The organism is Rhizobium sp. Root482, from assembly GCF_001426565.1.
Taxonomy (GTDB): domain Bacteria; phylum Pseudomonadota; class Alphaproteobacteria; order Rhizobiales; family Rhizobiaceae; genus Pararhizobium.
Map to the genome: position 1 here is coordinate 376,508 of NZ_LMFA01000021.1, position 12,483 is coordinate 388,990.

General features: G+C 62.4%; 16 protein-coding genes. 9 read left to right on the forward strand and 7 right to left on the reverse strand.

Features of this window, described 5'->3' with window-relative positions:
- Window positions 1-152 precede the first annotated feature (152 nt).
- The 5 genes from ASD31_RS15920 (at window position 153) to fghA (ending at window position 3,545) form a co-directional block, all read left to right on the forward strand.
- Complete coding sequence (locus ASD31_RS15920; protein ID WP_056335686.1) at window positions 153-551, forward strand: helix-turn-helix domain-containing protein; 399 nt, start codon at window positions 153-155, stop codon at window positions 549-551.
- A gap of 84 nt (window positions 552-635) precedes the next feature.
- The gene (locus tag ASD31_RS15925) at window positions 636-1,739 is read left to right on the forward strand and encodes an S-(hydroxymethyl)glutathione dehydrogenase/class III alcohol dehydrogenase (protein ID WP_056335689.1); all 1,104 of its coding nucleotides are present in this window, start codon (window positions 636-638) and stop codon (window positions 1,737-1,739) included.
- A gap of 35 nt (window positions 1,740-1,774) precedes the next feature.
- Entirely contained in the window at window positions 1,775-2,236 is a 462-nt protein-coding gene (locus ASD31_RS15930) for a GNAT family N-acetyltransferase (protein ID WP_056335871.1), read from the forward strand.
- Entirely contained in the window at window positions 2,233-2,676 is a 444-nt protein-coding gene (locus tag ASD31_RS15935) for a YaiI/YqxD family protein (protein ID WP_056335692.1), read from the forward strand. The genes ASD31_RS15930 and ASD31_RS15935 overlap by 4 nt, the downstream gene beginning before the upstream one ends.
- Before the next feature lie 35 nt (window positions 2,677-2,711).
- Entirely contained in the window at window positions 2,712-3,545 is an 834-nt protein-coding gene (fghA, locus tag ASD31_RS15940) for an S-formylglutathione hydrolase (protein WP_056335874.1), read from the forward strand.
- A gap of 33 nt (window positions 3,546-3,578) precedes the next feature.
- On the opposite strand, the gene ASD31_RS15945 is transcribed toward fghA, so the two are convergent.
- Complete coding sequence (locus tag ASD31_RS15945; protein WP_056335695.1) at window positions 3,579-3,890, reverse strand: DUF1883 domain-containing protein; 312 nt, start codon at window positions 3,888-3,890, stop codon at window positions 3,579-3,581.
- Window positions 3,891-4,044: 154 nt separating this feature from the next.
- Here ASD31_RS15945 and crcB point away from each other — a divergent pair, with 154 nt between their 5' ends.
- The 4 genes from crcB (at window position 4,045) to ASD31_RS15965 (ending at window position 6,979) form a co-directional block, all read left to right on the forward strand.
- Entirely contained in the window at window positions 4,045-4,422 is a 378-nt protein-coding gene (gene crcB / locus ASD31_RS15950) for a fluoride efflux transporter CrcB (RefSeq protein WP_056335877.1), read from the forward strand.
- Window positions 4,423-4,546: 124 nt separating this feature from the next.
- On the forward strand, window positions 4,547-5,539 hold the full coding sequence (locus tag ASD31_RS15955; RefSeq protein WP_056335698.1) for an RluA family pseudouridine synthase: 993 nt from the start codon (window positions 4,547-4,549) through the stop codon (window positions 5,537-5,539).
- Window positions 5,539-6,204: an HAD-IA family hydrolase gene (locus ASD31_RS15960; RefSeq protein ID WP_056335701.1), complete on the forward strand. Its 666-nt coding sequence runs from the start codon at window positions 5,539-5,541 to the stop codon at window positions 6,202-6,204. The genes ASD31_RS15955 and ASD31_RS15960 overlap by 1 nt, the downstream gene beginning before the upstream one ends.
- A complete protein-coding gene (locus ASD31_RS15965; RefSeq protein WP_056335704.1) occupies window positions 6,197-6,979 on the forward strand; it encodes an ATP12 family chaperone protein in 783 nt (260 codons plus the stop codon). The genes ASD31_RS15960 and ASD31_RS15965 overlap by 8 nt, the downstream gene beginning before the upstream one ends.
- A gap of 20 nt (window positions 6,980-6,999) precedes the next feature.
- On the opposite strand, the gene sugE is transcribed toward ASD31_RS15965, so the two are convergent.
- The 6 genes from sugE to rpsK all read right to left on the reverse strand — a co-directional run bounded on the left by sugE (window position 7,000) and on the right by rpsK (window position 12,463).
- Window positions 7,000-7,314: a quaternary ammonium compound efflux SMR transporter SugE gene (sugE, locus tag ASD31_RS15970; RefSeq protein ID WP_056335878.1), complete on the reverse strand. Its 315-nt coding sequence runs from the start codon at window positions 7,312-7,314 to the stop codon at window positions 7,000-7,002.
- 148 nt (window positions 7,315-7,462) lie between these two features.
- Window positions 7,463-8,773 carry a replication-associated recombination protein A gene (locus ASD31_RS15975; protein WP_056335709.1) on the reverse strand — a complete coding sequence of 437 codons (1,311 nt, stop codon included), beginning with the start codon at window positions 8,771-8,773 and terminating at the stop codon, window positions 7,463-7,465.
- Complete coding sequence (locus tag ASD31_RS15980) at window positions 8,770-10,233, reverse strand: DegQ family serine endoprotease (protein ID WP_056335711.1); 1,464 nt, start codon at window positions 10,231-10,233, stop codon at window positions 8,770-8,772. Before ASD31_RS15980 ends, ASD31_RS15975 begins: the two co-directional genes overlap by 4 nt.
- A gap of 183 nt (window positions 10,234-10,416) precedes the next feature.
- Window positions 10,417-10,842 (reverse strand): 50S ribosomal protein L17, encoded by a 426-nt coding sequence (gene rplQ / locus ASD31_RS15985; RefSeq protein WP_056335714.1) that lies wholly within the window; start codon window positions 10,840-10,842, stop codon window positions 10,417-10,419.
- A 123-nt stretch (window positions 10,843-10,965) separates the two neighbouring features.
- On the reverse strand, window positions 10,966-11,976 hold the full coding sequence (locus tag ASD31_RS15990) for a DNA-directed RNA polymerase subunit alpha (protein ID WP_037100639.1): 1,011 nt from the start codon (window positions 11,974-11,976) through the stop codon (window positions 10,966-10,968).
- 97 nt (window positions 11,977-12,073) lie between these two features.
- Window positions 12,074-12,463 (reverse strand): 30S ribosomal protein S11, encoded by a 390-nt coding sequence (rpsK, locus tag ASD31_RS15995; RefSeq protein ID WP_018328263.1) that lies wholly within the window; start codon window positions 12,461-12,463, stop codon window positions 12,074-12,076.
- Window positions 12,464-12,483: the final 20 nt, after the last annotated feature.

Below are 12,483 nucleotides of genomic sequence, written 5' to 3' on the forward strand. Positions count from 1 at the left end.
CCGAGGCGCATTTGATGGTATTTTTGACGTGGAAGCCTGTCCAAACCGGACAAAAAAACGATAGATTGCGATGCTCATCCCACGACCGTTGTTAATGCGGCCGCCCCGGAATTCGATCCATCCGCCGCCGATATGGCACAGAGGAGAGACCGATGCGTCTATCAACAGATACCGTTTTAGCGATGATTCGCCTTCCAAGCGACAATGATACGCTGGGTGGGCGAATCTGGCGGGCGCGCGATGCGCTTGGACTGTCCACCAAGGACCTGGCGGATCGGCTGGGCGTTCGCATCGACACGATTTCCGCCTGGGAACGCGATCGCTCCGAGCCGCGCACAAACCGGCTGTTCATGCTGGCGGGCATTCTGGGCGTGACGCCCGCCTGGCTGATCGCCGGCATCGGCGAGGCACCGAAGGACGACCTGTCCGGCAGCGCCCACGGCCCGTTGCGCGACCAGCTGGCACAGCTGCGAAAACTGCATGAGCAGACGGGCAAGGCGATCGCAACATTCGAGGCCGAGCTCAACCGCGTTCTGAGCGACCTGCGATAGAGAAGCACCGGACAGGTCCGATTCCGGCTTGAGCGCCACCGGCCAGTCTGCGATTGTGGCGCCGATTCATCTTGGGAGACAAACATGGACGTACGCGCGGCGGTTGCCGTTCAGGCAGGCAAGCCATTGGAAATCATGACCGTTCAGCTCGAGGGCCCGCGGGCCGGCGAGGTTCTGGTCCATACGGACGAATTCACTTTGTCGGGCGCTGATCCGGAAGGCATCTTTCCGGCCATCCTCGGCCATGAGGGCGCCGGCGTGGTCGTCGATGTCGGCCCGGGCGTCACCTCGCTCAAGAAGGGCGACCATGTCATTCCGCTCTATACGCCCGAATGCCGCGAATGTTACTCCTGCCTGTCGCGCAAGACGAACCTGTGCACCTCGATTCGATCAACGCAAGGGCAAGGGCTGATGCCGGACGGCACCTCGCGCTTTTCCATCGGCAAGGACAAGATCTTCCACTATATGGGCTGCTCGACCTTCGCCAATTTCACGGTCCTGCCGGAGATTGCGCTGGCCAAGGTCAATCCCGACGCGCCCTTCGACAAGATCTGCTATATCGGCTGCGGCGTCACCACCGGCATCGGTGCGGTCATCAACACGGCCAAGGTCGAGATCGGCGCGACCGCCATCGTCTTCGGCCTCGGCGGCATCGGTCTCAACGTGCTGCAGGGCCTTCGCCTGGCCGGCGCCGACATGATCATCGGCGTCGATATCAATCCGGACCGCAAGGCCTGGGGCGAAAAGTTCGGCATGACGCATTTCGTCAATCCGAAGGAAGTCGAGGGCGACATCGTCCCCTATCTCGTCAACATGACGAAGCGCAACGGCGACACGATCGGCGGGGCCGACTACACATTCGACTGCACCGGCAATACCAAGGTGATGCGCCAGGCGCTGGAGGCATCCCATCGCGGCTGGGGCAAATCGGTGATCATCGGCGTGGCCGGCGCCGGCCAGGAAATTTCCACCCGCCCGTTCCAGCTCGTCACCGGCCGCACCTGGATGGGCACCGCCTTCGGTGGCGCGCGCGGCCGCACCGACGTGCCGAAGATCGTCGACTGGTACATGCAGGGCAAGATCCAGATCGATCCGATGATCACCCACACCATGCCGCTCGAGGACATCAACAAGGGGTTTGACCTCATGCATGCCGGGGAGAGCATCAGGAGCGTGGTGATCTATTGACCGCACATACTGCCTATAGCGTCGATCTGCGGAGGATGGACGCATTCTCCGCAGTCGAACTTTACGCGCTATTGAAACTGCGCGTCGACGTTTTCGTGGTCGAGCAAGCCTGCGCCTATCCGGAACTGGATGGCGAGGATGCGGACGCACTGCATCTTCGCCTGCTGATAAATGCGGAAACGGCCGCCTATGCGCGGATATTGCCGGCGACGCATGCCGGCCCGCGGATCGGCCGCGTCCTCGTTTCCCCGAACCAGCGGGGAAAACGTCTCGGCGAGGCGGTGATGCGCGAAGCGATTCGCGCCTGCGAGGCGCATTTCCCGGGACAGCCGATCTCCCTTTCGGCGCAAAGCCATCTCGAGCGCTTCTACCACTCTCTCGGTTTCGCGCCGATATCGGCCGAATATGTCGAAGACGGTATTCCGCATATCAATATGCGACGCGCCGCTGGCCTTTCTCCGAATACCGTTCCGGACCAGGGAGCCCTGGCATCATGATCTATGTCGATGCGGATGCCTGCCCGGTGAAGGCCGAAATCCTGAAGGTTGCCGAGCGGCACGGCCTTGAAGTGACCTTCGTCGCCAATTCTGGTCTGCGCCCGTCCCGCGACCCGATGGTGAAAAACGTCATCGTCTCTGGCGCCTTCGATGCCGCCGACGACTGGATCGCCGAACGGGCCGGCGAAGGCGATATCGTCATCACCGCCGACGTGCCGCTGGCCGGGCGATGCGTTGCCGCCGGCGCCGAGGTGACCGGGCCGACCGGCCGCATCTTCGACAAGGCCAATATCGGCATGGCGACGGCGATGCGCGATCTCGGCGCGCATCTGCGCGAAACCGGCGAGAGCAAGGGCTATAACGCCGCCTTCTCGCCACGCGATCGTTCCGCCTTCCTCGAAACACTCGACCGGCTTTGCCGCCGCGTCAAAAAGCGCTAGCGCCGACAGGGCGCGTCACTTCAAAGGAAAGAATGTTGAAAGTCCTTTCACAGAATACCGCCTTCGGCGGCATGCAGGGCGTCTTTTCGCATGGCTCGAGCGCCTGCAACACCGAAATGACCTTCGCGGTCTATGTGCCGCCACAGGCAATCACCGGCCCCTGCCCGGTCGTCTGGTATCTCTCCGGCCTCACCTGCACCCATGCCAATGTCATGGAGAAAGGCGAATACCGGCGGATGGCGGCCGAACTCGGCCTGATCGTCGTCTGCCCGGATACCAGCCCGCGCGGCAATGACGTGCCCGATGAACTGACCAACTGGCAGATGGGCAAGGGCGGCGGCTTCTATCTCGATGCGACCGAGGCACCCTGGGCCGAGCATTACCGGATGTATAGCTATGTGACAGAGGAACTGCCGGCGCTCCTTGCCGAGCATTTCCGCGTGGACATGAGCCGGCAGGGCATTTTCGGTCATTCGATGGGCGGCCATGGGGCAATGACGATCGCGCTGAAGAACCCCGACCGCTTCAAGAGCTGCTCGGCCTTCGCCCCGATCGTCGAGCCCTCCACTGCCGACTGGTCGGTCGGCGCCTTTGAAAAATATCTCGGCGAGGACAGGACGGCCTGGCGGGCCTATGACGCCTGCGCTCTGGTCGAGGACGGCGCCCGGTTTCCCGAATTCCTGATCGACCAGGGAAAGGCGGACAATTTTCTCGAAACCGGGCTTCGGCCCTGGCTGTTCGAAGAGGCGATCGCGGGAACCGGCATCGATCTCACGCTGCGGCTGCACGAGCGCTACGATCATTCCTATTATTTCATCTCGACCTTCATGGACGACCATCTGAGATGGCATGCCGATCGGCTGGGATGACCACCGATCGAGGCCAGGAAGCCTGAAACAGTATCAGGAGGTTGATTGGAACCGGGGCGACGGCGCGGTTTCGATAACGCGGATGCTCGTCTCGCTCTGGCCGTGATGGCCTTCCATATCGATGACCAGGTGCCAGTGACCGGCTTTCGGAATGACCAGGCGAATCGGCGATTTTTTCGCGACGCCACCGACGAACTGGTGTTTCATCGCCTGCTTGTAGAGCGCGAAATTCTGATCGGTCATCAGCCGGACATTGGCAACGGCCGACAGGGTGATCTCTATCGTCGCGCCGCCACGCTGCTGCTTCAGGTCGTAATGCGTGAAGGCGAATGTCAGTTTGGTCATTCCATGTCCGTTGTAATCGTCAAGCCAGGGATCGGCATGGTAGGCACTGCGCGTTAATGAATGGTTCTGGCGGGGATGGTTCACACTTGTCGCAACTGTCGTTTGCGCCCGAACCCATCTTCCCCGCCATGCCGGTTCCGGCTATGGGATGGACATGACACATCTTCTTCTCGTTGCCGCCGGCGGCGCCGTCGGATCGGCGTTGCGCCATCTCGTCGGGCTCTGGAGCCTGCGCCAGTTCGGGCCGAACTTCCCCTGGGGCACGTTGACGGTGAACGTCACCGGGTCACTGCTGATCGGCATTCTCGCCGAGGCTATCGCCCGCCATTTCGGCGCTTCCCTCGAAATGCGACTGTTTCTCGTCACCGGCGTTCTCGGCGGCTACACGACCTTCTCGGCCTTCTCGCTGGATGCGATCAGCCTGATCGAACGTGGGCAGCCGGCGATCGCTGCACTTTATGTGGGCTCAAGCCTGGTCCTTTCGGCAATCGCGGTCATTGCCGGGCTGGCCCTCGTGCGTGCAATAGGCTAAAGCCTGCCCTTCAGAGCGCTGTGCGTCCCTCAAGGACCGGCCTGCTCTGTCATATCAGTTTGCGCACGGATTTCCGGTCGGCACCCTTGTCGAGGCGCGATCGCAATGGATGCGGGTAAAGAACATGGCGGGCATTGAACATAGACAGGTGGAGGCCGACGAGGCCGGCATGCGGCTCGACCGTTGGTTCAAGGTGCATTTTCCCGGCCTCGGCTTCGGCCCGCTGCAGAAGCTCCTGCGCTCCGGCCAGGTGCGCGTCGATGGCGGGCGCGTCAAATCGGATACGCGCATCCAGCCGGGACAGGTCATCCGCGTGCCGCCGCTGGATGTCGATGCCAAGTTGAAGACCGGCCCGATCGCCGGCCGGGATCTGCGCCATGCCTCGGATCATGAACTCCTGTCGCGCATGCTGCTGCACGAAGACGCCAAGGTGATCGTGCTCAACAAGCCGCCGGGCATCGCCGTTCAGGGCGGCTCCGGCATCAACCGTCACATCGACGAGATGCTCGAAGCCTGGACCAGCCCCAAGGGCGAGAAGCCGCGCCTCGTGCACCGGCTCGACCGCGACACCTCCGGCGTTCTGGTGATTGCCCGTACCCGTGGCGCTGCCCAGAAGCTGACGGCGGCCTTTCGCGAGCGGGATACGAAGAAGACCTATTGGGCGCTGGTCAAGGGCGTGCCGCGCAAGCGCGAGGACAAGATCTCCACCTGGCTGGTCAAGGAGCAGACGCCGGACGGCGACCGGATGCGCATCGCCAAGCACGGCGAGGACGGCGCCGATCATGCCGTTTCCTTCTATCGCACCGTGGAGACGGCAGGCCAGAACCTGACCTGGCTGGAAATGGAGCCCTATACCGGACGTACGCACCAGCTGCGCGTCCATGCCGCCCATATCGGCCATCCGATCATCGGCGACCCCAAATATTTCGCCGCCGAATTCAACTGGGCCTTCCCCGGCGGCGTGCAGAACAAGCTGCATCTTCATGCGCGCCGCATCGATATTCCACATCCCGACGGTGGACGCCTGAAAATCACCGCTCCAATGCCGCAGCACATGGTCCAGAGCTGGAACCTGATCGGCTTCGACATGGCGAGCGCGCAGGAAGATGAAGACTGATGAAACTGGTTCTTTTCGATTGCGACGGCACGCTGGTCGACAGTGCCGGGCTGATCCACGAGGTCATGGCCCGGACCTTCCAGGATTTCGGACTTGCGCCTATCTCCCTGGAAGCCACCAAGGGCATTATCGGATTGACGCTCGATATCGCCATTGCTCGGTTGATGGGCGAGCCGCATGTCGACGACCGCGCGCTGGCCATGACGGCGCATTACAAGAAGAGCTATGGCGCCATCCGCGCCGAGATGAATTTCCGCGAGCCGCTATTTCCCGGCATTGCCGACCTTGTTGAAACGCTTTCGGAACGCGACGACATGCTCCTGGGTGCCGTAACGGGAAAGTCGCGGCGCGGACTTGATCAGATTTGCGCAACTCACGGCTATGAAAAGACATTCTTCGTTTCACGCACGGCCGACGACTGTCCGTCGAAGCCGCATCCGGCGATGGTCACGGAATGCTGCAGCGAGGCCGGCATCGATGCCAGGGATACGATCGTCGTCGGAGACGCCATCTATGACATGCAGATGGCAAAGAGCGCGGGCGCAGCAGCCATCGGCGTCGCCTGGGGCTATGCGTCCGTCGACGAGCTGATCGGGGCCGGCGCCGATACGATTGCCCGCACGCCAAACGACATTCTGGACTGGATGGAGACACACCATGCCTGATATTCGCGACGAGCTGACCGGCGCACTCAGTGATCCCGATCCGGTACGCCGGGCACAGATCCAGATGCTGAAGCCACTACCGAAACGATTCTACAAGACCGTCGGCATCGAGGCGCAGGAAGGCGGTCATGCGGTCGTTCTGGACGGACGGCCGGTTCGCACGCCGGCCAAACAGCTCCTGGCCGTGCCGACGCGCGCCGTCGCCGAGCTTCTGGCAGGCGAGTGGGACGCCCAGAAAGAGGTGATCGACCCCGCGACCATGCCGGTGACGCGGTTGGTCAATACGGCGATCGACGGCGTCGCCCAGGATATCCGGGCGGTCTTCGACGATATCCTCAATTTCGCAGGCACCGATCTTCTCTGCTATCGGGCGAGCGAGCCTGTGGAACTGGTGGCGCGGCAGGGAGAGCACTGGGACCCGATAATCGAATGGGCGACGGAACGGCTCGGCGCGCGCTTCATCCTCGCCGAAGGCGTGGTGCACCAGACGCAACCACGCACCGCGATCGATGCAATTGCCGAGGCGTTGCGTCCGCATGCGACGCCGCTCGGGCTCGCCTGTCTGCATATGATGACCAGCCTGACCGGATCGGCCCTCATCGCCATTGCCTTCGCCGAAAAGCGGCTATCCGCCGAACAGGCCTGGTCGCTTGCCCATCTCGACGAGGACTGGCAGATCGAGCACTGGGGAACCGACGAGGAAGCCTTCCAGCGCCGCGAAAATCGCTGGCAGGACATGCTGGCCGCAGCAGCGACGCTCGACGCCCTGCGCTGAACGTCGCTGCTGTACGGTAATCAGGCCGTCAGTTTCAGGCCGGCGATACCGGCGATGATGAGCGCGATGCAGCCGAGCCGCATGGCCGTTGCCGGCTCGGCGAAAAGGACGATGCCGAGAATGACGGTTCCGACCGTGCCGATGCCGGTCCAGACCGCATAGGCGGTGCCGAGCGGCAGGGTCCGCATCGCGATACCGAGCAGGACGACGCTTGCGACCATGGAAGCGCCGGTCAGCACCGTCGGCATCAGCTTGGTGAAGCCCTCGGTATATTTAAGCCCGATTGCCCAGCCGATTTCGAGAAGTCCCGCGAGGAAGAGAATAAGCCAGGCCATGATCAACTCCGTTTGATGGAGCGAGGCCGTCCCCGCGGTTGGGCGGAAGCGGCGATCGTGCCGGATCCGTGCAGCCGTCTGCATGGGGGTTTATGCCATCATGGTGCTGCCGGGGCAAGGGCCGGCAGCGCATGGCAGCCATTCGCGCCTATTCGCCGCGCTCCTTGCGCAGCTTCGCCCACCAGTCGAGACGCTTGCGGATATCGCGCTCGAAGCCACGCTCCGGCGGATCGTAGAAGGTCTTGCGGCCCATCTTCTCCGGGAAATAATCCTGGCCGGAAAAAGCGTCCGGCTCGTCATGGTCATAGCGATAACCGTCGCCATAGCCCTCGCCCTTCATCAGCTTCGTCGGCGCATTGAGGATGTGCTTGGGCGGCAGCAGGGAGCCGTGTTCCTTGGCGGCGCGCATGGCCGATTTATAGGCGGTGTAGACAGCATTGGATTTCGGCGCGGTGGCTAGATAGACGCAAGCCTGCGCCAAGGCCAGTTCGCCTTCCGGAGAGCCCAGATAATCATAGGCATCCTTGGCGGCATTGCAGATCGCCAGCGCCTGCGGATCGGCAAGGCCGATATCCTCGACCGCCATGCGCACCAGTCGCCGACCGAGATAGAGCGGATCCTCGCCCGCATCGAACATGCGGCAGAGATAATAGAGTGCCGCATCCGGATCGGAACCACGCACCGACTTGTGCAGCGCCGAGATCAGATTGTAGTGGCCATCCTGGCCCTTGTCGTAGACCGGCGCGCGGCGCTGGACGATTTCCTGCAAGGCATTGACGTCAAAGGTCTCGCCCTTGCGCGCCGCCCGCCAGACCTCCTCGGCAAGCGTCAACACGGCGCGGCCATCGCCATCGGCCATGCGGATCAGGCTGGCACGGGCATCGGCATCGAGCGGCAGTGGGCGTGCCTCCACCTGTTCGGCGCGCGCCAGCAGTTCGGCGAGGCTTTCCTCGTCATGCGGCTTGAAGGTGAGGACGCGGGCCCGCGACAAAAGAGCGGCGTTCAACTCGAAGGACGGATTTTCCGTGGTGGCACCGACAAGAATGACCGTGCCATCTTCCATCACCGGCAGGAAGCTATCCTGCTGGGCGCGGTTGAACCGATGGATCTCGTCGACGAAGAGCAGCGTCTGGCGCCCACTCGTCCGCCGCAGGCGCGCAGCCTCGAAGACGCGCTTCAGGTCGGCGACGCCGGAAAAGATCGCCGAGATCTGCTCGAAGGCCAGCCCTGCCTCCCCGGAGAGAAGCCGGGCGACCGTGGTCTTGCCGGTACCGGGCGGCCCCCAGAAGATCATCGAGCCGAGAGAGCCGGAGGCGATCATTCGGGCGAGAACGCCGTCCTCGCCGGTCAGATGCGCCTGCCCGGTGACTTCGGACAGGGCCTGTGGCCGCAGACGATCGGCAAGCGGCCGCTTCTCGCTCATGCCGGGCGGCTCGCTTGGGGAGAACAGGTCGCTCATCGGAAAAACTGGCGGATGCGCTGGCCGTTGCGCTCGATTTCCACGCGCCAGAGCGACGGATCGGACTGGGCAAGCGCTTCCAGCGTCTCCGACGTCTCGATCGGCGTACCGTTGACGGCGACGACGATGTCCTTGGGCTGGAAGCCGACACGGGCGGCCGGCGAACCGCGATTGACCTCGGTGACGACCACGCCCGTAGACGATGTCGGCATATGCAGTTCGTCGGCCAGGCGCGGCGAGAGATTGCCGACCACAGCGCCGGCAAAGGGATTGCGGCCTTCGATCAGCCGCTCGTCGCGGGGCTTGGTTTCCGGCGCCTCCGCCAGCGTCATCGTCACGTCGCGGGTCTTGCCGTTCTCGCTCACCGTCACCCGCGCGTCATGGCCGATGCCGACCGTGGTCAGGCGGTAGCCCAGCGCATCGGGATGTTCCACCTCGATGCCATTGACGGCAACGATCACCTGCCCCGGCTTGAGGCCCGCCCGATCTGCCGGACTATCCTCCGTCACTGCGCTGACCAGGGCACCGCGGGCACGATCAAGGCCGAGCGCGTCTGCGACTTCCGAGGTCACCGGCTCGAAACGCGCGCCGATATAGGGGCGTGTGAAGCTGCCATTGCCGCCTTCGGCGGAGGCGACGAAAACCTTGACGAGATTGGCCGGAATGGCGAAGCCGACGCCGTTCGAGCCGCCGCCGCGCGAAAAGATCGCCGTGTTGATGCCGATCAGCTGGCCGTTCATGTCGATCAGGCCGCCGCCGGAATTGCCGGGATTGATGGAGGCATCGGTCTGGATGAAGAAGCCGAAATCGCCGGAGACGATCTGGTTGCGGGCCAGTGCGGAAACGATGCCGCTGGTGACCGTCTGGCCGACGCCGAAGGGATTGCCGATCGCAAGAACGAGATCGCCGACCTCGACAGCATCCGAATCACCGAAGGGCACGATGTCGAAGGGGCCATCGGACTTGATCTTGAGCACCGCCAGATCCAGCCGGTCGTCCTTGAGGATGACGGTGCTTTCGAATTCCCGGCCATCGGCGAGCGCCACCTTGATGTCATCGGCATCGGCGATCACGTGATTGTTGGTCACCACGATGCCATCCTGCCCGACAATGACGCCTGAGCCGAGCGAGGACTGCTTTTCAGAGCGGTTCGGCATCCTCTGGCCGAAGAACTGCTCGAAGAAGGGGTCGTCGGCAAAGGGAGAGCGACGCTCGACCGTCTTTTCCGCATAGACATTCACCACCGCATTTGCGGTGCGCTTGACCAGCGGCGCGAAGGAAAGCTGCATTTCGGCATTGCTCTGCGGCAGGACCTTCGGTGTCTGCGCCTGCGTGACGGCGCCCGTCTGGGCGGGAGTATCAGCGGGCTCGCCGGCGGCAAATCCGACGACCGCGACGCCGGTGAAAAGAGCAAGGCCGGACAGGGCGGAAAGGACGAAGACGAGAGGCGAACGGTTCATGCGGGGCATCCTGGCGGTATGGGACAAGAGCAATAGAGATAGGCTTTCAGCGATAGAAAGCAAAGACGGCGGAACCGTGAAAATGCCTTCCCGGCCCGTAAATGCCCTGCCCGCCCCTTGCCCGAAACGTAAAACAGCCGGGCTTTTGGCCCGGCTGTCTCAAACGTCCGAAGGATCGGATGCTTATGCTGCTTCAGCGGCTTCCGCTTCGGCGGCAACGCGTGCGATATCCTTGGCGCCCTTGGCGGAGGTGTCGCGATCGACGAATTCGATGACGGCCAGAGCCGCATTGTCGCCGTGACGGAAACCGGCCTTCATGATGCGCAGGTAGCCGCCGTTGCGGGTTGCGTAACGGGTGGCGATGGCGTCGAACAGCTTGGCAACGACAGCGACGTCGCGAATCTGCGAAATGGCCTGACGACGGGCATGCAGGTCACCGCGCTTGCCGAGCGTGACGAGCTTCTCGACGATCGGGCGGATTTCCTTTGCCTTCGGCAGGGTGGTGACGATCTGCTCATGCTCGATGAGCGAGGCAGCCATGTTGGCGAACATTGCCTTACGGTGGCTGGCGGTTCTGTTCAGCTTGCGGCCGGCGACGCGATGGCGCATTGCTATTCTCCTTTAAGTGCAGGTACCCCGATCTTTGCTGGGCCTGCCGTTTCCTGGCACATACAGGTTCGAAACCTGCTGTTTGACTGGGAAAGGCAGAGGTTTAACCTGCCTTTTTGTTTGTTAGTATTGGTCTTCGTAGCGCTTGGCGAGATCTTCGATGTTCTCGGGCGGCCATGCGGGCACTTCCATGCCGAGATGCAGGCCCATGGAAGCGAGAACTTCCTTGATTTCGTTGAGCGACTTGCGGCCAAAGTTCGGAGTGCGAAGCATTTCGGCTTCGGTCTTCTGAATGAGGTCGCCGATATAGACGATATTGTCGTTCTTCAGGCAGTTGGCCGAACGGACGGAGAGTTCCAGTTCGTCGACCTTCTTGAGCAGAGCCGGGTTGAACGCCAGTTCGGTAACGGCTTCTTCTTCGGCTTCCTTCTGCGGCTCGTCGAAATTGACGAAGACGCCGAGCTGGTCCTGAAGGATGCGGGCCGCGAAAGCGACTGCATCTTCACCGGTGACGGAACCATCGGTCTCGATCTGCATCGACAGCTTGTCGTAATCAAGAACCTGACCTTCACGGGTGTTTTCCACCTTGTAGGACACTTTCTTGACCGGCGAATACAGGCTGTCGACCGGGATGAGGCCAATCGGCGCATCTTCCGAACGGTTGCGGTCGGCCGGCACATAGCCCTTGCCGTTGTTGACGGTGAATTCCATGCGGATTTCGGCGCCCTCGTCGAGGGTGCAGATCACATGGTTCGGGTTGAGGATTTCGATATCGCCAACCGTCTGGATGTCACCGGCGGTCACAACGCCCGGGCCCTGCTTGCGCACGACCATGCGCTTTGCATCGTCGCCATCCATCTTGATGGCGATTTCCTTGATGTTGAGCACGATGTCCGTCACGTCTTCCCGGACACCCGGGATCGAGGAGAACTCGTGCAGGACGCCGTCGATCTGGACCGCGGTAACCGCGGCACCCCGAAGCGACGACAGGAGAACGCGGCGCAGCGCGTTGCCGAGGGTCAGGCCGAAGCCACGCTCCAGCGGCTCGGCAACAAGGCTTACCTTGGTGCGGCCGGAAGAGGAGAACTCGACCTTGTTCGGCTTGATCAGTTCCTGCCAGTTTTTCTGAATCATATGTTTTGCCTTCCGTTCGTTGCCACCATCCAATCGTGGCAACCGAGCCTTGAAGCGCCGGAGGGATCACTCCCTGCCGGCTTGACGAATGGTGCGATTAAACGCGGCGCTTCTTGCGCGGGCGGCAGCCATTGTGCGGGATCGGCGTCACGTCACGGATGGAGGTGATCATGAAGCCCGCAGCCTGGAGCGCGCGCAGAGCCGATTCACGGCCGGAACCCGGGCCGCAAACTTCGACTTCGAGCGTCTTCATGCCATGTTCCTGAGCCTTCTTGGCCGCATCTTCGGCAGCCATCTGGGCTGCGAACGGGGTCGACTTGCGCGAACCCTTGAAGCCCTTCGAACCGGCCGACGACCAGGCAATTGCATTGCCCTGTGCATCGGTGATGGTGATCATCGTGTTGTTGAACGACGAATTGACGTGAGCGACGCCCGTCGAAATGTTTTTCCGCTCGCGACGGCGAACGCGTGTGGCTTCCTTGGCCATGATAACCCTTTCGTTGATCT

What these genes read in the sequence shown, in the direction of transcription:
- rpsK (WP_018328263.1), bottom strand. Translation starts at nt 12,463, where the DNA reads ATGGCCAAGGAAGCCACACGCGTTCGCCGTCGCGAGCGGAAAAACATT.
- ASD31_RS15965 (WP_056335704.1), top strand. Translation starts at nt 6,197, where the DNA reads ATGCCTGATATTCGCGACGAGCTGACCGGCGCACTCAGTGATCCCGAT.
- ASD31_RS15990 (WP_037100639.1), bottom strand. Translation starts at nt 11,976, where the DNA reads ATGATTCAGAAAAACTGGCAGGAACTGATCAAGCCGAACAAGGTCGAG.
- ASD31_RS15930 (WP_056335871.1), top strand. Translation starts at nt 1,775, where the DNA reads ATGGACGCATTCTCCGCAGTCGAACTTTACGCGCTATTGAAACTGCGC.
- crcB (WP_056335877.1), top strand. Translation starts at nt 4,045, where the DNA reads ATGACACATCTTCTTCTCGTTGCCGCCGGCGGCGCCGTCGGATCGGCG.
- ASD31_RS15980 (WP_056335711.1), bottom strand. Translation starts at nt 10,233, where the DNA reads ATGAACCGTTCGCCTCTCGTCTTCGTCCTTTCCGCCCTGTCCGGCCTT.
- ASD31_RS15945 (WP_056335695.1), bottom strand. Translation starts at nt 3,890, where the DNA reads ATGACCAAACTGACATTCGCCTTCACGCATTACGACCTGAAGCAGCAG.
- ASD31_RS15960 (WP_056335701.1), top strand. Translation starts at nt 5,539, where the DNA reads ATGAAACTGGTTCTTTTCGATTGCGACGGCACGCTGGTCGACAGTGCC.
- ASD31_RS15975 (WP_056335709.1), bottom strand. Translation starts at nt 8,773, where the DNA reads ATGAGCGACCTGTTCTCCCCAAGCGAGCCGCCCGGCATGAGCGAGAAG.
- rplQ (WP_056335714.1), bottom strand. Translation starts at nt 10,842, where the DNA reads ATGCGCCATCGCGTCGCCGGCCGCAAGCTGAACAGAACCGCCAGCCAC.
- sugE (WP_056335878.1), bottom strand. Translation starts at nt 7,314, where the DNA reads ATGGCCTGGCTTATTCTCTTCCTCGCGGGACTTCTCGAAATCGGCTGG.
- ASD31_RS15955 (WP_056335698.1), top strand. Translation starts at nt 4,547, where the DNA reads ATGGCGGGCATTGAACATAGACAGGTGGAGGCCGACGAGGCCGGCATG.
- ASD31_RS15935 (WP_056335692.1), top strand. Translation starts at nt 2,233, where the DNA reads ATGATCTATGTCGATGCGGATGCCTGCCCGGTGAAGGCCGAAATCCTG.
- ASD31_RS15925 (WP_056335689.1), top strand. Translation starts at nt 636, where the DNA reads ATGGACGTACGCGCGGCGGTTGCCGTTCAGGCAGGCAAGCCATTGGAA.
- ASD31_RS15920 (WP_056335686.1), top strand. Translation starts at nt 153, where the DNA reads ATGCGTCTATCAACAGATACCGTTTTAGCGATGATTCGCCTTCCAAGC.